The sequence below is a fragment of the Corynebacterium pseudodiphtheriticum DSM 44287 genome, from assembly GCF_000688415.1.
Taxonomy (GTDB): Bacteria; Actinomycetota; Actinomycetes; order Mycobacteriales; family Mycobacteriaceae; genus Corynebacterium; species Corynebacterium pseudodiphtheriticum.
Genome location: NZ_JIAH01000009.1, coordinates 111,056 through 129,635, shown reverse-complemented (window position 1 = coordinate 129,635; position 18,580 = coordinate 111,056). Strand labels below are relative to the sequence as shown.

The window sequence follows — 18,580 nt, the reverse complement described above, 5'->3', positions numbered from 1 at the left end:
ATACGTGTTATGAACGCTACTGCAACTGCAGATTATCGATAGTGTTCAAGCCAGTGAGCATGACATCACGTAAGCGCAATTCATCTTCCACGCCACTGAATTGGATCAATACGCCACCAGAAAATTCATTGCGGCCATTCAAGGTGACATTATTGCGGCCCTCCGACAGTGTGCCGGTAGCAATCCGCGGTAACGATTCCCGGTCAATGGTAGCGGGATCTATGGGTGTCATGGCAGTGACACCGTCGTCGCCAGTAATGTCATTGATCGCAAATACGGAGAATTTTCCACCGGCGGTCTCAGAGCGAATGACTAGGTCTTGCAAGATCACCGGGTCTCGGGTGGCAACCAACAACGCTGGGTCAGATTGATTGGTTTCCCAGACCGTTTCTGGAATTCCGTCGATGGCCTCGGGGGCTTCTGGACCATCGGGGAACAAACGCGCGTGGGCCAGAATTTGGATCACCGGCAAATCAATAACCGGTGCTGGTGGAGCGCTGGTGGTGTGAATGGCATCCGAGGAGACCGGGCTGGAATCGTCGTTTTGGTTGAACAACGAGAAGACGTAGGCAGACAAAGCAGCTACAGCGATGATCAACAAGAACGTGAATGTGGCAATGACGATGACCCCACCGTTGGAATAACCACGGGCTCCGAAACCGGCGCGCTCTTCCACATCTGGCGTGGCTTCATCTTCGACCGGCAGCGCCTCGACCTCACCAGGTTCTTCTTCTTGCTCGCCGCGGATAAATCGCTGCAATCGGTCGGAAATCTCGCGTGGGGTGGGCTCCACCGGTTCGGTTGCTTGGGCAGCAGCGTGCGCCGCTGCAGTCCCACTCGGTGCTGAAGTACCACTTAGCTTTGAATCATCCGCTGCGGATGCTTGCGAGCTTGCGGATTCTGCCACATTGGCTGATTTCTCCGTGCCGTGGCCAGCCCTGTCGCTATCGTGTTCTCTGGCTGGTGTCGCCGATTGCCTAACTGCTTGTGCATTCTGGTTGTCAGCCTGACCAGCCTGGTGGGCCTGATCAGTTTGGTTGGCCTGATCAGCCTGCTCAACTGCGTCTGTTTGTTCAGCCTGTTTAGCCAGTTCCGCCGTTTCAGTTTGTTGCGGTACACGCGGTTCTGTAATCGTCGACAACTCTTCCGGCGTCGGCGAGGTCGATTCCACCAATTGCGAAATCGCGGAATTCAGCGAGGAACGATCGCCCTCAATGGTGTTATCACTCAGCACAGCCGGGAAAGCCAGCATCGCGGTGCCTTTGGTGGAGATACGTACCCGGCTTCGGTTATCCAAACCGACGGTCTGTCCCTTTTCGTGCGCGGTGGCGATCGTATCGGCAAATGGGGCCAAAGCCTCGGCCACGGCAGCAGGATCCAAACCATCCGATTCCGCCACCGTCTTCAGATCGCTGCCGGGGATCCAATCCGCGACCACCAAGCAACCGGAACGATAGGACAGCACACGGATATTTGGTGCAATACTTGGCAAATTCAGCTGTGCCAAACGACGCGTACGACGCGAAACCTCCGCAGCCGCGCGGGCAGACTGCGCAGGGGTCATCGCTGCCATGGGGGCATTACCTGTCGTGGTGACAAACGTCAGCGCAACCTCTTTACCCGTGGCGTTTTCTTTCGCCTGCCAGAACTGCGCTCCGGCGACACTGCCGTGATCGCGTAGCAGCCGGAAACGTCCGTCGGACACTGGAGCGCCAGGGGTCAGGCGGGCGCCACGGACGACGCCAGCAGACATCGGTGGTGGCACCGGACTGGAGTTGAAGGTATCTTGCGCCAAAAAGCGTGCGGAAATATCTTGCAGGTCGATCTCGCCATCGGCGACGTCGTCGGAATCATTGACTTTGATGAGCTTGGACAGACCCGGCAGACGACGAGCAACCCGGCCCAGTGACTGGATTTCCTGGATCCTGGAGAAGGACAAAACGATGCCGGTGACGGTCAAAAATACCAAGCCCGCGATGATCGTGGATACCAGTGTTCCCGCCGAACGCAAAGCTGATTGCAGCGTTTCTGGTGCGAGGTCCACAATTGCCAGCCCCCAGGAATCCGGCAACATTCGTAACAAGAACAGAACCGCATACGCGCCCAGCAAACCGGCGAAAGCAGCGCCCAGCGACCAGCCAGAAGCGGACAGCACCTCCCGAGCACGCAGCGAGCCTAACTTCCGGCGCAGCAAGAAAATACCGATGATGGCACCGGTGATGAAGCCGAAGCCATTCGCTGCGCCCAGCAGAATAACCACCGTCTCGGGGCGGGCAGCAATGACCGGAGCCAACAAGGAAAGCGCAATTTTCGTTGCCGTAATGCCGGCGATAATAAATGTTGGTGTCCAGGCTTCCTCACGCGCGTAAAACACTCGCAGGTGCAACAGCACTAATGCGTATGGAATCAGCGTGAACGCAGAAAAACTCAGTGTCCAACCGAGCAAAACCGCGCTCTCTTCACCGAACAGGCCGTACTGGAACAGGCCTTGCGCGATAGGAGTGCCAAAAGCGGTAAAAAACACGACGATGGGGATCAGCGCGATGAACGTCAGTTTGGTGGCCACCGTCAGGTCGCGAACCACGGCTTTGTCGTCGCCGTCGGCAGCATTGCGGGAAAGCCGTGGCATGATCGCAGTCAGCAGCGTGACGCCAATGACGCCATACGGCACCTGAATTAACAGCCACGCCTGCTGGTAAATGATCGGCGCTTGGGCGTCGGCAAGCGCACCGATGCGCGTGGTAATGACGTACCCCAACTGTGAAATCGCCACATAAACGATAATCGCGGCAGCCATGCCACCGAACTGCTTTAAGCGTGCATCCACGCCCCACAGCGGCTTTAGATTGACCTTCGCCCGGCGCAAATACGGCACCAGAAGCAGACACTGGACGATGACACCAGCGGTGGTACCCAAGCCGAGCAATACGACGTGGATATCCGTGATCGGTGATGGTGCAGCCGGGTTCAGCGAGCCCGGAACCGTCCAGTACAACAGCAACACGCCGATGGAGATAACGTTATTCGCCACTGGTGCCCAGGCACCGGGTGCGAAAATCCCCTTGGTGTTTAGCACTGCTTGGAACAGGGCAAAAAGCCCATAAAACATGATCTGTGGCAGCAGCAAAAACGCGAACGACGTCGCCTGAACTTCATTGACCTGGCCGGATTCCGGCAGCATCAACCTGGTGATCCACGGCGCTGTCAGCAAAGATATCAGCGTGATCGTGCCCAGTAGGCTAATCGCTAAGGTAAATAATCGGCGGACAAAGGCCTCTCCCCTATCGGGATCTTCCTTTTCGGCACGCACCAACACTGGAACCACCAGTGAGGTCAACACCGCGCCTAGGACGATCTCGGTGATCAGGTTGGGCAGCGTATTCGCCGTGTTGAAGGCCGAAGCTACCGCAGCACCCAAGGTGGCGGTGATCAATACATTGCGCAGAAAGCCCGTGATACGAGAAATCAGCGTGGCGATCGCCATCGAACCTGTAGCGCGGACGACATCAGCATCGCTGGCCTTTTCGTCATTGCGTCCGCGGCGCAGATCGGATTTATCTTCGGTGTCCGGCACAGCGAGGGGCTGCGGACGTTTCTTCGGTACCGGAGCCGGTGGTGTCGGCTCGACGATGCGTCCGCGAGTAGATCGAACCGAAGTAGTTTCAGTATCTGTCAACGACACACCAATCTATTCATGCTAATTCTTTCTGCGACGCCGCACCCGCAACGTCACTGTCGTAGCCAATACCAGGGCCAGCCCGGCGACGACGCTGTATATGATCACAGAATCGCTCCGAGTGTTTACCGTGATTTCCACTGGTTGCGAAATTCCAGAGCCGTTGGGTGTGGCAAGCCACAGCCGGATATCAGTTCTTCCGCGATCCGCTGGGATATCAGCTGTCATTGTTACGGTAATCGAGCCACGAGCGGGAATGCTAACCTGCTCCGGCGTGTTGAGACGCGTTCCTTTTGGAGAGTTGTACGACAGCTGCGTAGTCACCGGTAGTGGAAGCTGATTCTTGGCGACGACAAGCAGTGGAGAGGAATCTGAGACGCGCGTATAGACATTGCCTGGGGGTGCGAGTGAGACGGACTCGCGAAGCTCTTTCAATACTGCGCGATTGGCGTTGATGCGCTCGGAGGTGGCGGCGACTGCCCTGTCATAACCTGAAAGTGTGTTGCGCTGGTGGTGCGACAAGGCGATAAGCATGTCGCGACGGAGTGCCAGAGTGTACTCATAACGAGTCATCGAGATTGCGGGATCATTGTTCATGATCGACATGAGCTCGTTAATATAGCGCACCTGTTGCCGCACCTGGGTGAGCTCCAGGTCGGTGAACACCGTGGGGTCTGGATACGGGCTTCCGGATGCGGGGGTTGTGGAAGCATCGGTGTGCGCGGCTAGTTCGTGGGCGTCTGCGGGATCGATAGCGTTCTTGTCGACGGCTGCGCCCAGTGGTTGCGGGGTGATGCCCGGTTCTGACAGTAGTTCAGCTGCGGTCTCGAGCAAGGTATCGGCGACGGTGGCGTCGACAAGCGCAGGTAGCAACGCGATGGTGTTGCCGTTGGTAGCAGTATCGGTTGACTCCGTACCTTGGTTGCGAACGGTGGCGCGGAGCGTGCTGGCAGCGGTGATCGTGCGCGCATGTTCCGAGGCTTTCGTTTCCCCGGTGCGGTGTGCCAAGGGCGTGAAGGGGGACGTGACTGGCTGCTGGCCGGTATCGCTTAAGATTGCCGCCAGTGCACTGTCGAAGGTGGATGCTCGCAGGTGGATCTCTGGGTCCGCGAGAGCCTCGGCAGCGGTGGCTACCGCATTATCTGCCAGTATTAAGTGAGCACCTTCCGGAAGGTTTCCTAATGCATAGGATGTTTCCCGTGAAACATAGCCGTTTCCGGGAAGCGTTAGCGGCTTGGCGTCCAGGCCAAGGATCCGCTGCAGCAACTCCGGGCCGCGATCGGTGGCTTCATGCAACATCCAGCCGTCATGGGTGCCTTGTACAGCGTTGAGGTCCGTGTTTGCCCACGGCATCGCCAGGACGCAATCGATCTCACGCAACATATCCAGCCAGACCCGTGCATTGTCAGCCCCTGTGCCTTCGATGCCGAGATCTGGTTCTTTGTTGGTTCCCCAAGAATCCCGCAGACGCACTGGCTCGTTATTAATTTCTGGGCGTTGCTCGTTGACGTAGTAGCCCTCGGTCATCCGCGATGCGAAATTCACCACTGCGGGGTCTAAAGCCATGCATGATGCACCACGAAGTTCGTGTTCGCGATACGTTTTGACTAGCTCATACAGCCGTCCGCCTGCGGAAATTTGGTGGGTGAAATCTTCCGAGCGCACGATTAACGGATCATCACCCGTGGCTCCCGGCACCGGATCAATCATTGTCGAAACCGGCACGATGAGAGACAACCCGTGTTCGCTGTTAGCAATAGCAGGGGTGCCGGTGCCGGTAGCGTCGTCAAGGTCCACGGTATTAGGATCCCCCACGCTTAAAATTAGGCGTTCGCTAGCCAAATGTACCGGGTCGCCATCCTGAATCCCCGTGAGCGTGAACAACAACGGGTAAGCTCCTGGCTTTTCAATGCTCAGGCTCGGCGAGGCCGCCAACGCAGTATCAATATCCAGAAACGCCGCCGTGGAACTATTCGGCTGCACCGAGTCCACCTTCGTCGCGTTAGCCCAATACGGAAAATCACTTCCCGCCAGTGCGGCTTGCGCCGCAGCCGCCGAATCCACTGCAGCAGCACGACGTACGGTGACCTGAACGTCCGTCAACTCAGACGTCGAGCGGTTATCCACACGGAATTTCGCGCGCAGCTTCTCCCCCAGCTTCACAGACTCAGTTGCGGAATCTCCGGAAGCAGCTTCTTTCAAAGAAGTCAGTGACAGCGAGACATCATTGTCAGCTAGCTCATCGTGCGGCAATCCCCATAGGTCAGAATTATCAGGTGATACCGGCACCGGTTCGGGTGCCGCCAGAGCAGCAGGAGCAGTGACAAGAGCGGATAAAGCCACCAACGCAGACGAAGCAGCCAACCGATTCATCGCGGGGTGATCCTTCCCGCCTCTTTTTCTGCACGTGCCAACTCCGGCAATAAATCATGGGCCTTTCGCGCTAATTTGCGCTCGTCGGCATATGCCAGGCGCTCGATAAGCTCGGAGGCTGGGATCCAGGCAACCTCAGTCACCTCAGGATCTTCATCGTTGAGCCAGCCGTCAACAAAGCGCAACAAATGGTGGTGCACAGTTTTATGTATGCGTACTCCATCGGAGACGAACCAATAATCAATCACACCTAGGTGCGCAAAAACCGCACCATGGATGCCCGTTTCTTCCCACACCTCCCGCTCGGCGGTGACGTTATGATCTTCATCCGGCTCCACGTGCCCTTTCGGCATTGACCACAGCAGCCGACCCCGGCGATCCAAACGGCCGATCAGTGCAACGTAGATGCTGGCAAGGTCCACCTTCCCGTTTTCTGCCACAGCTTCGGCGAGACCGGAAAGCACCAAACCGCCCGCGGAGGTTTCCGTGCGGGTTTCCATAACGGAACGTTGGGAGTGGTGTCCCTTGCGTTGGTGTGCGCTTTTATTCGAGCGTGCAGGCTGTTTGGAGGGATGCTGCTTTGCTGGCTGCTGCTTGCTCTGCTGGTTTTGGTGGTTTTGCTGGCTCTTGTGTGCAGCTTTTGGACGTTTCTTCCCGGAATTATTTTCCGTATTCTTCGCGCCAGAGTTCTTTGCAGCATTATTGGTGCCGCCGGCGGGATGTGGACCTCCCTTCTGCGCGGCCGGGCGACGTCGGCGTCGGCGTCGGCTTTTGTGGCTCTTTTCCTCGTTAGTCATTACAGATGATCGTAGTAGACTAACGGGGGTGAATTCTTCAGACACCCAGCAGATTGCTCTGTTAGCACGCGCAACCGAGGCCGTCCGCGAACTTTCTCCGCTTTTGTCGGGGTTGGTGCAGCGTTTTGACGAGGCCGGTTATCAGCTGTTTTTGGTTGGCGGTTCCGTCCGCGACGCCATGCTGTCGCGGCTGGGCCATGATTTGGACTTTACTACCGATGCCCGCCCCGACGTGGTGCAGCCGATTTTGAATGACTGGGCCGAGACCGTGTGGGATACTGGCATTGCTTTTGGCACGGTTTCTGCCGTGAAAAAGGGGGAGCAGATCGAGCTGACGACGTTCCGTTCCGACGCTTATGATGGCGATTCCCGAAACCCCGTTGTTGAGTTCGGCGACACCTTGGAAGGCGATTTGATCCGCCGAGATTTCAAGGTCAATGCCATGGCGGTGGAGTTGACGCTTGCCGACGACGACCCGAGCCGGATCACCGGACGGTTCCACGACCCGGTTGGTGGTTTCGCCGACATGGTGGCCGGTGTGCTGGATACCCCAGATGCTCCGGAAATTTCCTTCCGCGATGATCCCCTACGCATGTTGCGTGCCGCGCGCTTTGTCTCCCAATTGGAGCTGCGCATTGCGGATCGGGTGCGGGCTGCAATGAAAGAAATGTCTGGTGAGATTAACCGGATTACCGCCGAGCGCGTGCAGGTGGAATTGGACAAGCTGATGGCGGGAGCGAACCCCGTCGCAGGCATCGAGGTGCTTGTCGAAACCGGGCTGGCAGGACATATTCTGCCGGAAATTCCCGCTTTAGCGATGGAGCCGGATGAACACCTGCAGCATAAAGATGTCTACAAGCATTCCTTGACCGTGTTGCAACAGGCGATTGATCTTGAAGACGACGAGCAGTCGCCCGATTTGGTGTTGCGCTGGGCGGCGTTGCTGCATGACATCGGCAAGCCTGCTACACGGGCGAAAAAGCCCGGTGGAGGCGTGAGTTTCCATCACCACGAGGTGGTGGGTGCAAAGATGACGCGAAAGCGTTTGCGGAAACTGAAGTATCCCAAGGCCGTGATCGAGGACATCGCGAATCTGGTGTTTTTGCACATGCGTTTTCATGGTTTTAGCGAAGGTGAATGGACTGATTCTGCGGTGCGTCGTTATGTGACGGACGCGGGTAAACTTCTCCCCCGATTACACAAATTGGTACTCGCGGATTGCACTACGCGGAACCAAAAGAAGGCCCGCCGGTTGCGTCGTGCCTATGACAATTTGCTGGAGCGTATCGACGAGATCCAGGAAAAGGAAGACTTGGCTCGCGTACGCCCGGATTTGGATGGCAATGAGATTATGGAAATCTTAGGGCTGGAGCCGGGGCCAGAGGTGGGCAAGGCATGGGCATATCTGAAGGAATTACGCCTGGAGTACGGCCCCCTCGGCAAAGAGGAAGCCATAGCGAAGTTGCGGGAAAAGTGGGGCGTGGCCTAAATGCCCCCACTCACCTAGCAGCGATGGGAATCCCGCGTCACACACCCGGCGGGAATCCGTGCGCGCTGGGTTGCAGGAGGCCGCCCCGGTTTTTCTTGGTTTGGTTCCGCTCGGCTTGGCTTTCGGCGTGTTTATCACGCAGTTGGGGTTCGCCTGGTGGTGGGCCACGATTTTCTCGGTCGTCATTTATGCCGGGTCCATGAAGTTTCTCGCCCCTGGGCTGATCGGGGCGGGCGTCGGCCCGATTTCCGCGGCGTTCACCGGCATTGTCGATCATCGGTGGTACGGCAGCCTACGTCGGCTTTATTAACGTAGTGTTTTAGCCCCCCGTTCGTGAGTTTGTTAGGCCAGTTCTGGGAAACGTTGTTGCACTTCTACCCACCAGGCCGCAAAGGCATCGTGGGATAAATGTTGTGTGGTGATATCCGGGTAGTTACCGTAGGTGTTGGGATGCGGGACGGTGGTTTTGGGTACATCGATCTGTCCGGCGCGGTGCATCTTTTCTGCGCTGGTTCCTGGCTTGTCGACGCGCGCTGCCCCAGCGATAACTTCATCTGGTGTCAACGCGATCATGCGGTGTACCAGGCAACCGGATCCGCTTTCTTCCAATTCCGCGAGGTGAATCGCTGTTCCCGCACCGGGGATGGTCATCGTCAGTCGCGTATATAGATGTTTCACGTGAAACACTTCCCTATCTTCGTGTACTTCCCTATTTTCGTGTATTTAACTGTGGACGTTGAGCGCGTTGCCGGCGTCATCAATGGAAACCGGCTCCAACGGGTCACGGGCTGGGCCAGAGACCACGGAACCGTCGGCGATTTTGAATACGGAGTTATGCGCTGTGCAGCGAACCTCGTCGCCTTCGACTTTAGTGATTAGGTTCCGCTGGTGCGGGCACTGCTGGGAATATGCGACGTATTTACCTTCTTCAGGCTGGGCGATGATGTATCCGTCGGCAATGATTGCTGATCCGACTGGAATTTCCGCCTTGGCTACTTCCATTGGTGGTTCTTTACCACATGCGGCTAAGAAGGCGCCCGCGACGGTGGTAGCGGTTCCGAGAAGGAAAAGTCGACGGGAACAATTCTGTGCCATGGTGGTCACTCCTTGCGTTCGGGATGTGGGTTAACGCATTTATTGTCACAGTGTCTTTAATTTGTAGCAGGGGTTTTCTCTGCTGGATAACGTCACTGTGATTTTTAGGCTATTGATTATCAGCTTGCCGAGCGGCGCGGCGTAGTGCGTTCATATCAACACTGGGTGCTTTTGGTTTTCCGTCAGCGTCGGCACCGCCAGACGAACAACACCCACCGGTAGCATCCGCATTCTTTTTTGCGTTGACGTGCTGGTCGTAGAGGACAGCGGTCCGGGCACCCAGGTTGGCGCCGTAGGAAATGGCAATGATGCCGACGACCGTCGTCACTGCGGGAATTACCCACATCAGTCCACTTGCTTGTAGCGAAACTAAAGCGCCGAACGTCAGGCTTGCCCCAGCAACCAACCAGACCGGGCCCGCTACGGCGTGCGAGGTCATCCATGCTTCCGGCGATTTACGTGCTTCATGTACCCGTAAGCCGAAAACGCTGTTGCCAGGTAGCTTTTTTAAGGTGGCCAGTCCGCCCACGGTAATAACGATGGCGGCCAAAACGAACAGCAGGATGGGAACGACGATCATGTCCCCAGTCTAGCCCTGCCTGCGAGAATGACGAAAACACTTCGCTATGCTTAAGGGGTCCTGAATACCACCATCCATAGTTAAGAGTTTTCTATGAGCGTTCGTAAAGTCAGCTCCTCGCTGCTGTTTCGCGTCGTGGTGGCGATCATTCTTGGCGTCGTTACGGGATTATTCTTCCCGGAATGGCTAGCCAGAGTCTTCGTCACGTTCAACGGCCTGTTTAGCCAGTTCCTCGGTTTCTTCGTTCCGGTACTGATTTTTGCTCTCATTACCCCGGCTATCGCCGGACTGGGTAAAGGCGCTGGAAAGTGGCTAGGTATCACTACTGGGATTGCTTATCTATCCACCATTGGTGCCGGATTGTTGGCGTATGCAGTGGCGGTTTTTGGTTATCCAACATTATTGGGTGACCAGTCGCTTGATCTCGATGTCAGCGATGTAGAAGAAGGTGCATTGACGCCATACTTCGAAGTAGAGATGGCTCCTCCGTTTGAGATCATGACCGCTCTGCTTTTAGCTTTCGCGTTAGGTCTCGCGATGACGGCAGTCTCCTCCCCTGCCCTATACAAGGGTGTCCGGGAATTCGAGAAATTGATCATGAAGGTTATCACTTCCTTCGTGATCCCCCTGTTGCCACTGTTCATTTATGGAATCTTCTTGAACTTGATGATGAATGACAACTTGGGTGATGTCATCAGTTCGTTCGCCCGGGTGCTCGTGTTGTCTGTTGTCATGACGTGGGTAGTCGTTCTTCTGCAGTACCTGCTTGCCGGTGCACTGTCTGCGAAGAACCCATTTACCGCGCTGAAGAACATGCTCCCGGCCTACTTCACGGCATTGGGTACTTCTTCTTCTGCGGCATCCATCCCGGTTACCTATAAGTCCGTACTCAGAAACGGCGTGGCCCCGAATATCGCTGGGTTTGTGGTTCCTCTTGGTGCCACCATGCACTTGTCTGGGTCGATGACCAAACTGATTTTGTACACCTTCGGCATTGTTTACCTGTCCGGCATGGATGTCAGCTTCGGCCTCGCACTAGGTTTCATGCTGTTGTTGGGCATTATGATGGTGGCTGCCCCTGGTGTTCCTGGTGGTGCGGTGTATGCGGCATTGGGATTGTTGGGCAGCATGCTGGGCTTCGACGAGGATATGCTCGCACTAATGATTGCGGCGTATATCGTGGTCGATTCTTTCGGCACCGCGGCGAATATCACTGGCGATGGTGCGATCGCCTTGTTGATCAACAAGTGGACCAAGAACGGCACCGCGGCAGAAGGCGTTGGCTTGCCGGACGACTACGATGTTCCTGTCACGGGTGAAGCACTGGGCCAGGATTCGCCTGGCAGCGGAAGAACTGAAACAGGTAAAAACTGATTCAGACAAAATCTGATTCAGGCAACCGCTGACAGAAATACACAGACACTGACAATCGACAGTGACAATGATTTAAGCGCCAGGGCTGGGTTAGTCCTGGCGCTTAATGCGTTGCAGCTACCTTGTTGTAGCTACCGCGTTGCAGCTTTCATGTGTGCGACGTAGTCGGATACCTCGTCGGCAAGCTCTGCGAGAGTGTACTCGTTACCCCGCTCCGTGGAATTAACCCGGCCAGCAATAATGCGGGTAATCGCAGAACCGGTGATCGCACCGTCAGCGCCAGCGGCCAATGCTGCGCGCACGTGTTCAGGCTCGGAAATGCCAAAACCTAAGAGCACCGGTGCACCGTCGAAACGCTTAATCGCATCGACAACAGTATCCAATCCCCCGGTCTCGGCTTCTTTATCCGCGCCAGTGACACCGTGGCGTGATAACGCGTAAATATAACCCGTCGAGTTTTCACTAACCGCCCGCAGCGTTTCCTCGCTGGCACGTGCCGGAGCAATAAATATCTGCGAAATTCCTGCCTGTTGCGCGGCCGCGACGAACGGAGCACCTTCGCGGGTGGGAACATCCGGGATCAAGATGGAATCCGCCCCCGCCTCGGCGCAGGCTTGATAGAACTGTGCGGTTCCCTTGCTTACCGCCAAATTGCAATAGACCAACAAGCCGATGGGGGTATCCGGGAATTCCTCGCGGATCTGGCGCAGCTGTTGCAACGACTTATCCAGACTGGCACCTGCGCGCAAAGCCCGTTGGTGGGATTTCTCGATTTCTGGTCCGTCGGCGACCGGGTCACTAAAGGGAATGCCGATTTCCAATGCGTCTGCCCCAGCATTCACTGCTGCCCGAATGAGTTCTAGCGATGCTTCGTAGCTAGGATCGCCGAGCATAAAAAACGGCACAAACGCGCCCTCGCCCTTTGTGCGTAAATCAGCGAACAGTGTTTCGTAACGTCCCATGATTATGCTTGGCCCTTCTCGTCATTTTCTTCGGCGGCTTTGTTCTGTGCGGCGTTGTCATCGGCATAGCGTTGCCAGGCGCCAGTCTCATCTGCCAAATCACCTAAGACGTGGCGCACATGATCGATGTCTTTATCGCCTCGGCCGGATAGTGAGACCACGATGGAGATATCTTCGTCTTTACGCTTCAGGGCATACGCCAGGGCATGTGAGGATTCCAGTGCCGGAATGATGCCCTCTTTCTGTGCCAGCAGTTGGAATGCTTCCAGTGCTTCGGCGTCGGTAATGCCAACATAGGTCGCACGACCGCTGGCGTGCAGGTGTGCGTGTTGTGGTCCGACACCGGGATAATCCAGCCCGGCTGAAATCGAATAGGACTCATCGACCTGGCCCTCGGCATTGCGCATCAGATATGAGCGCGTGCCATGCAGAATTCCGACAGTCCCCTGCGTGATAGTGGCACCGTGTCGTCCGGAGTCCACTCCTTTGCCGCCAGGCTCGGCACCGACAAGTTCGACACCCGGCTCATCGATGAAGTCTGCGAACATACCAATCGCATTCGATCCACCGCCGACGCAAGCCACGACGACGTCGGGAAGGCCACCGGTGCGTTCAATCATTTGTGCTTTCGCCTCGGAGGAAATCACGCGGTGGAATTCTCGCACGATGGTTGGGAATGGGTGCGGACCTGCCGCGGTGCCGAGCAAATAGTGCGAATCCTCAAAGGTGGCGGTCCAATCGCGCAAAGCCTCGTTCACGGCATCCTTCAGTGTGCCGGAACCGGTTTCCACGGAGACCACCTTGGCCCCCATGAGTTCCATGCGGAACACGTTGGGTGCTTGCCGACGCACATCCTCGGCGCCCATATACACCACGCACTCCAGATCAAGCAGCGCGCAAGCTAAAGCCGTCGCGGTACCGTGTTGGCCTGCGCCGGTTTCGGCAATCACACGCTTTTTGCCCATTCGCTTGGCCAACAGCGCTTGACCCAACACCTGGTTGGTTTTGTGTGCTCCGCCGTGCACGAGGTCTTCGCGTTTCAGGAAGATGCGGGCCTTGCCGCCCAGGCGGGTAGCTTCGGTTAATGGTGTCGGGCGGCCCAGGTAATCTTTGAGCAGACGTGCTAATTCATCCTTGAAGGATTGGTCTTCCATTGCGTCGACGAAAGCACGCTCTAATTGATCCAGTGCAGGGATCAAGGATTCGGGGACGAATTGCCCGCCGAATTCGCCAAAATATGCCGGCAAAATTGTCGCACGTTCATTGCTCATGGTGTGTCCTAGTCTCGGGATTCTGGGTAGTCGTGGGGTTGTGTGTAGCCGTGGGGTTCTGTGTAGTTGCGGATGGTGGCAAAGGCAGTTCGGATTAGTGAGGCGTCTTTTCGTGGTGCTGCGGCCGGTCCTGCTTTTGAGGTCTCAGTTGCGGTAGAAGGGGCTACTTCTACCCCGGAGTTCAGGTCGATGCCGAAGCATCCAAGTTCCAGTGCGGCTTGGAGGTTTTTGGGGTTGATCCCGCCTGCTAACAATGAGTGGGGCTTAATCTCATCGGGAATTGATTGCCAGTCGAAGGTGCTGCCGGTTCCTCCTTGGCCCGCATCGAGGACGAGTTTGTCGGCAGCGCCGGGGGCAACGAGCTCGTTGAGTCTCTCCGGTTCCACCTCCGGGGTGGTCATGGAGATCGCACGCCAGAGTTCTAGGCCGGTATCCGCTGGGTCCGCTCCCGCGGCGCGAAGTTCGGCACGTACGCCTGCGAGTAATTTTTCTTCCCCGGCAATAGACCCCTGGTATGGGCTGTGGACTTGGAGGGCGTGGATGCCGGGTTGTACCAGCTCGGCCCAGCCCGTCGTCCGGCGTGAAACTGCGACGTAGCGCAGTCCGGGTTCATCGGCGATGATCTTTTTCGATGTTTCACGTGAAACATCGCGGGGAGATGTTTTCTCGAATATCAAACCGCCGTAGACCGCACCCGCGGCGCGAGCGGCTTGCGCGGTGCCCGACGTCGTCAAGCCACAAACTTTGTTATGTCCATAGACTAAGGCGCGGGCTGCCCAATCTGTATCCGGCTGCGAGGACAATTGTGAACCGACCAAAAATCCGGAAGCGTGTGCGCCCAAAGCCCGCACTGCCCTATTATCCCGAATTCCGGATTCAGAGAGGGCTACTGTTCCTTCTGGGAGCAATGCCGTTAATTTCGCAGTGCGTGAAAGATCTATGGAAAGATCATGCAGGTTCCGGTTGTTGATGCCCACGATCTGTGCACCCAAGCGCAACGCGCGGGCAACCTCGTCCTCATCGATGACTTCCGTGAGCACGTCCAGGCCCAAGTCGCCGGCAAGCGTAGACAGTCGTGCGTACTCGTCATCGTCGAGCACCGAGAGCATCAACAAGATCGCGTCGGCACCGTAATAGCGCGCAGCATAGAGCTGCACGGGGTCGATAATGAAATCCTTGCACAACACCGGAAGGTGCGTGGACATGGCGACGGTTGCTAGGTGGTCATAGTCACCACCGAAATGCTCTGGTTCGCACAATACGGAAATTCCGGCAGCATAACGCGAATACACCCGCGCCAACTCGCCGGGCTGATAATCTGCCCGAATCAGGCCCAGTGACGGTGATGAGGACTTGCACTCCATGATGAATGCCTGCGGGCGCGCCCTGAGTGAATCGTACAAACTGCGTTGTGAGCGTGGCAGCTGTGCACGGTTAACGTGTGTGATTCGCTCGGTGATGGCTGGCAGGTGCGTACGACGCTGGGCAACGATATTTTCTAGCACCGTGGGTAATTTAGCGTTCACCGTAATCGGCCTCCTCGTGGGTAGCTAACCAACGCTTCGCGGTGCCGTCGTTAATGATTTGAGTTGCCAGCGCGGTTCCTTCGGCAATGGAATCTACCTTGCCGATGACGTACAGCATTGCTCCGGCGTTGACGGCGACGGCGTCGTGGTGTGCCTGTGGTGCCGTGCCTTCGAAGATAGCCCGGATTGCAGCGGCATTCGCAGTACCATCTCCGCCTTCCAAGGCAGCTAATTCGTGGCGGGTTACACCGAAATCTTCTGGGGTGAGCTCGTACTGTGCAATTTCGCCGTCGCGCAATTCCCAGATCGTGGTCGGGCCATGCACCGCTACTTCGTCAGTACCGGAGCCATGCACGACGAGTGCTCGTTTGCGGCCGAGCTCGCGGAATACCCGGGCGATGGTTTCTCCGATTTCTGGCCGGGCGATACCCATCATCTGAAACTCTGGACGTGCCGGCGACAACAAGGGGCCCAAGGTATTGAACAGGGTGGGAACCTTCAGTGCCTTGCGCACAGGCATCACGTGCGCAACCGCCGGATGATACGCCGGGGCGAATAAGAAGGTGAAGCCAGAATTCTGGAATTGGGTAACTGCACGATCCACATCCAAGTCCAGCGGGATATTGAGGGCTTCCAGGACATCGGCGGAACCGGAACGTGACGACACCGAACGGTTGCCTCCTTTCACCACCTTTGCTCCCCCGGCGGCGGCAACCAGCGAAGCCGCAGTAGAAATATTAATCGTGTTGGTGCCATCACCACCCGTGCCGGCGGTATCCAGCAAACCGGCACCGGTAATCGGGAACGGGCGCGCGGCATTGATAAACGCTTGCGCGGCACCGGCGATGTCGGCGAAGGTCTCACCACGGGTGCGGATCGTGGCCAGCAGAGCCGCAATGTGTACGTTCTCGTACTCGCCAATGGTCAGTGGCTGGAAAACTTCCCGGGCTTGCTCGACTGTCGGGTCATGATTGTCCAGATAGGCCAGCAGCCGGTCCAGCGGCGCGGGGTTCGCGTCAGCGTTGTCGGAGCCGTGGTCCGCGTTGGCGTTTTCAGCGTTGGCGTTTTCCGCAACGGTGTTTTCAGTGGTGGTTTTTCCGGTGGTGCGCTGGTCAGTCATCAGCACTCCCCTTTCGTCAAAAAGTTGATGCAGCGATTCAACAAGACTGGCCCCTTCGGGCTCAAGATCGACTCCGGGTGGAACTGCAAGCCCATGCACGAGCCATCGGGGGCATAAGCCGCCATGGCCACATCGCCTAAGTCAGTCTTTGTCGTTGCAAGTACCTGTAGCTGTTCCGGCGGGTTCGCGCATCCCAACGAGTGATAGCGAGCCACCGGCACCAAACGGCCGACGTGCTCTGGTTTATCTGGTTCCTCGTCGATTGCCAGCCCAGCAAACAGCGGATGGTGCGCGCCAGCATCCGTCAGCGTCATAGGTACGGAGCGGCCGTGCACCGGTCCACACGGTTCCACTGTGCCGCCGTAGTGTTCCAGGAGGGCTTGGAATCCCAGACAAATTCCAAGCACCGGTATTTCACCATGGATGGCGTCGAGAAGCTCCATCATGTTCCCGGTTTCCCGTGGGTGCCCCGGCCCCGGTGAGAACAACAGCAAATCCGGCTTGGCGGCTAACACCGTCTCCACATCGACCGTGTTGCGGAAAACTGTGCAGTGGTGCCCGCTCAGCGCGTCGACCAGGTTGTAAATGAATGAATCGCGGTTATCAATCACCACGACGTGCGGCTGTGCTGTCATGTGCGGTTGTGCAGTCATTATCGTGCCACCTCCACTGGCGCCCCCAGCGCGACGGCATCGAGCACCGCATACGCTTTGTGTACTGTCTCGTCGGCCTCCGCCTGCGGAATAGAATCCCGCACAACGCCGGCACCGGCCTGAATGATCGTTTCCCCGTTACGAACGAAGGCACTGCGAATGACGATGCAGTTATCCATGCGTCCGTCGCCACCGAGGTACCCGACCGCGCCGCCGTAGGAACCGCGGCGCTTGCCTTCCACCTCCCGTAGCAGGTCCACCGCACGCAGTTTTGGTGCACCAGTCAGCGTGCCCATGTTCATGCACGCGCGGTAGGCATCGAGGGCGTCGAAATCCTCGTGCAAGGTGGCGGTGACGCGGGAGACGAGGTGCATCACCCGCGAATATCGGTCCACTTGCAACAGCTCCGCGACTTTACGCGTGCCAGGTACTGCGACGCGGGCGAGATCGTTACGTGCCAGATCCACCAACATGGTGTGCTCGGCCAGCTCCTTGTGGTCGGTGCGCATCTCCAACTCGTTGCGGATATCGAGTTCGTGATTGACGCTGCCGTCCGGGTTTAAGCCGCGCGGGCGCGTTCCTGCAATCGGATACAGCTGGACTTCGCGCGTATCCGGGGAGAATTTCAGGTTGGATTCTGGCGAGGCGCCAAACAACTCGTAGTCTTCGCCGCGGAAGTAGAACATATACGGTGATGGGTTTGTCTGGAGTAGGCGTCGGTAGGAAGCGAAGGCATCGGTGCACGGCGCGCGGAAGGTGCGCGCGGGCACGACCTGATAAATATCGCCCTGATAAATATTGCCTTTGAGCTGCTCGACGTGGCTGCGGAATTGTTGGTCGTCGATATCTGTGCGGACCCGCAGCGGTTGGCTCTTGTCGACGCCCTGCTCCGGTGGAGCCAGTGGTGTGATCTCAGTTTCGGCTTTCGTGGCATAGGCAGTAAGCCGCTTGTCGACGTCGTCCTGGCTGGTGCCGACGCCGCACACATATGCTGTCTGCGACAGGTGGTCTACTTTTAGTAGTGTTTCTGCGACGACGAATTCGTAATCTGGGTACGTGTTGTCGCCTTCGCTGACCGCGGGTAGGGTTTCGAAGGTTTCTAAAAAGTCGTAGGCGAAGCCGCCAGCCAATAAGGGCAGATCCGGTACTTCTCCGGCGGAGCCCTGTTGAGGGTCGTTGCTGCCATACTGCTCGCTCAATTGCAGCCGACGCAGCACTTCTGCCGGGGAGATCGCCAGCAGGCGTTCGCGTTCATCGGCGGCCCGGGATACTGGGAATTCGAAGACTGCCACTCCCCGATCGTCGCCATTGCCGTCGCCATTGCTCGTGATTTCATGTTCGGAAAGTTCGGCACGTAATTTCGCTATAATCTCTTCGCCGGTAGCTGTGAGCGCCTGCGCGGTAACCCGGCTGCCGTGGCAGCGAACGCGAACAGCGGAGTCGAGAACCGCCAAGCAGAGAAGGTTTTTCTTGGATTCGATATCCGCTGATTCCAGCAGTACTGTATCTGTGCGCTCGAGCCCGCCTAGATGGGCGAAAAGCTGCGCCGCATCCGCGTGGTAGCGCAGATCGCGGCGCGCTGTGGGGAGATGTGCAGCAAAATTCATAGCCCCAACAATACTGTGTGGCAGCCGACATGGGCGGCGTGGCCTAGGCTTAAATTC

General features: G+C 57.2%; 14 protein-coding genes and 1 pseudogene. 3 read left to right on the top strand and 12 right to left on the bottom strand.

Translation table 11 applies throughout. From position 1 onward, the window contains the following. Nucleotides 1-16: 16 nt before the first annotated feature. Genes O146_RS0108030 through O146_RS0108020 form a run of 3 tightly spaced genes read right to left on the bottom strand, consistent with a single transcriptional unit; the run spans nucleotide 17 to nucleotide 6,846 of the window. Nucleotides 17-3,682: a murein biosynthesis integral membrane protein MurJ gene (locus O146_RS0108030; protein WP_027018152.1), complete on the bottom strand. Its 3,666-nt coding sequence runs from the start codon at nucleotides 3,680-3,682 to the stop codon at nucleotides 17-19. 15 nt (nucleotides 3,683-3,697) lie between these two features. After that, complete coding sequence (locus O146_RS11570) at nucleotides 3,698-6,049, bottom strand: hypothetical protein (protein ID WP_051619350.1); 2,352 nt, start codon at nucleotides 6,047-6,049, stop codon at nucleotides 3,698-3,700. After that, on the bottom strand, nucleotides 6,046-6,846 hold the full coding sequence (locus tag O146_RS0108020; RefSeq protein WP_027018151.1) for an NUDIX hydrolase: 801 nt from the start codon (nucleotides 6,844-6,846) through the stop codon (nucleotides 6,046-6,048). Before O146_RS0108020 ends, O146_RS11570 begins: the two co-directional genes overlap by 4 nt. Here O146_RS0108020 and O146_RS0108015 point away from each other — a divergent pair. Then, nucleotides 6,755-8,335: a CCA tRNA nucleotidyltransferase gene (locus O146_RS0108015; protein WP_425265834.1), complete on the top strand. Its 1,581-nt coding sequence runs from the start codon at nucleotides 6,755-6,757 to the stop codon at nucleotides 8,333-8,335. The two genes, O146_RS0108020 and O146_RS0108015, sit on opposite strands and share 92 nt — an antisense overlap. A 58-nt stretch (nucleotides 8,336-8,393) precedes the next feature. Further along, a pseudogene (locus O146_RS0108010) lies at nucleotides 8,394-8,624 on the top strand (AzlC family ABC transporter permease); the annotation flags it as partial. A gap of 53 nt (nucleotides 8,625-8,677) precedes the next feature. Here O146_RS0108010 and O146_RS0108005 read toward each other — a convergent pair. The 3 genes from O146_RS0108005 to O146_RS0107995 all read right to left on the bottom strand — a co-directional run bounded on the left by O146_RS0108005 (nucleotide 8,678) and on the right by O146_RS0107995 (nucleotide 10,010). Then, nucleotides 8,678-9,013 carry a hypothetical protein gene (locus tag O146_RS0108005; RefSeq protein ID WP_023018664.1) on the bottom strand — a complete coding sequence of 112 codons (336 nt, stop codon included), beginning with the start codon at nucleotides 9,011-9,013 and terminating at the stop codon, nucleotides 8,678-8,680. 45 nt (nucleotides 9,014-9,058) lie between these two features. Beyond that, on the bottom strand, nucleotides 9,059-9,430 hold the full coding sequence (locus tag O146_RS0108000; protein ID WP_021353365.1) for a Rieske (2Fe-2S) protein: 372 nt from the start codon (nucleotides 9,428-9,430) through the stop codon (nucleotides 9,059-9,061). Nucleotides 9,431-9,539: 109 nt separating this feature from the next. Continuing rightward, nucleotides 9,540-10,010, bottom strand: a complete 471-nt coding sequence (locus tag O146_RS0107995; RefSeq protein ID WP_023018665.1) for an SdpI family protein — start codon at nucleotides 10,008-10,010, stop codon at nucleotides 9,540-9,542. A 93-nt stretch (nucleotides 10,011-10,103) separates the two neighbouring features. Between O146_RS0107995 and O146_RS0107990 the strand changes: the two genes are divergently transcribed. After that, complete coding sequence (locus O146_RS0107990) at nucleotides 10,104-11,384, top strand: dicarboxylate/amino acid:cation symporter (protein ID WP_027018147.1); 1,281 nt, start codon at nucleotides 10,104-10,106, stop codon at nucleotides 11,382-11,384. Nucleotides 11,385-11,515: 131 nt separating this feature from the next. On the opposite strand, the gene trpA is transcribed toward O146_RS0107990, so the two are convergent. From trpA to O146_RS0107960, 6 genes are read right to left on the bottom strand one after another with little or no spacing between them, the layout of a single operon-like run. Next, complete coding sequence (gene trpA / locus O146_RS0107985; RefSeq protein ID WP_021353362.1) at nucleotides 11,516-12,346, bottom strand: tryptophan synthase subunit alpha; 831 nt, start codon at nucleotides 12,344-12,346, stop codon at nucleotides 11,516-11,518. Nucleotides 12,347-12,348: 2 nt separating this feature from the next. Next, a complete protein-coding gene (gene trpB / locus O146_RS11565; protein WP_021353361.1) occupies nucleotides 12,349-13,617 on the bottom strand; it encodes a tryptophan synthase subunit beta in 1,269 nt (422 codons plus the stop codon). An 8-nt stretch (nucleotides 13,618-13,625) separates the two neighbouring features. Then, nucleotides 13,626-15,143 carry a bifunctional indole-3-glycerol-phosphate synthase TrpC/phosphoribosylanthranilate isomerase TrpF gene (gene trpCF, locus O146_RS11560; RefSeq protein WP_035000678.1) on the bottom strand — a complete coding sequence of 506 codons (1,518 nt, stop codon included), beginning with the start codon at nucleotides 15,141-15,143 and terminating at the stop codon, nucleotides 13,626-13,628. Then, nucleotides 15,133-16,263, bottom strand: coding sequence for an anthranilate phosphoribosyltransferase (gene trpD / locus O146_RS0107970; RefSeq protein ID WP_244266823.1), 1,131 nt, complete (start codon nucleotides 16,261-16,263; stop codon nucleotides 15,133-15,135). Before trpD ends, trpCF begins: the two co-directional genes overlap by 11 nt. After that, entirely contained in the window at nucleotides 16,263-16,916 is a 654-nt protein-coding gene (locus O146_RS0107965) for an anthranilate synthase component II (protein ID WP_238632714.1), read from the bottom strand. The genes trpD and O146_RS0107965 overlap by 1 nt, the downstream gene beginning before the upstream one ends. Then, nucleotides 16,916-18,523 carry an anthranilate synthase component 1 gene (locus tag O146_RS0107960; protein WP_027018144.1) on the bottom strand — a complete coding sequence of 536 codons (1,608 nt, stop codon included), beginning with the start codon at nucleotides 18,521-18,523 and terminating at the stop codon, nucleotides 16,916-16,918. Before O146_RS0107960 ends, O146_RS0107965 begins: the two co-directional genes overlap by 1 nt. Nucleotides 18,524-18,580: the final 57 nt, after the last annotated feature.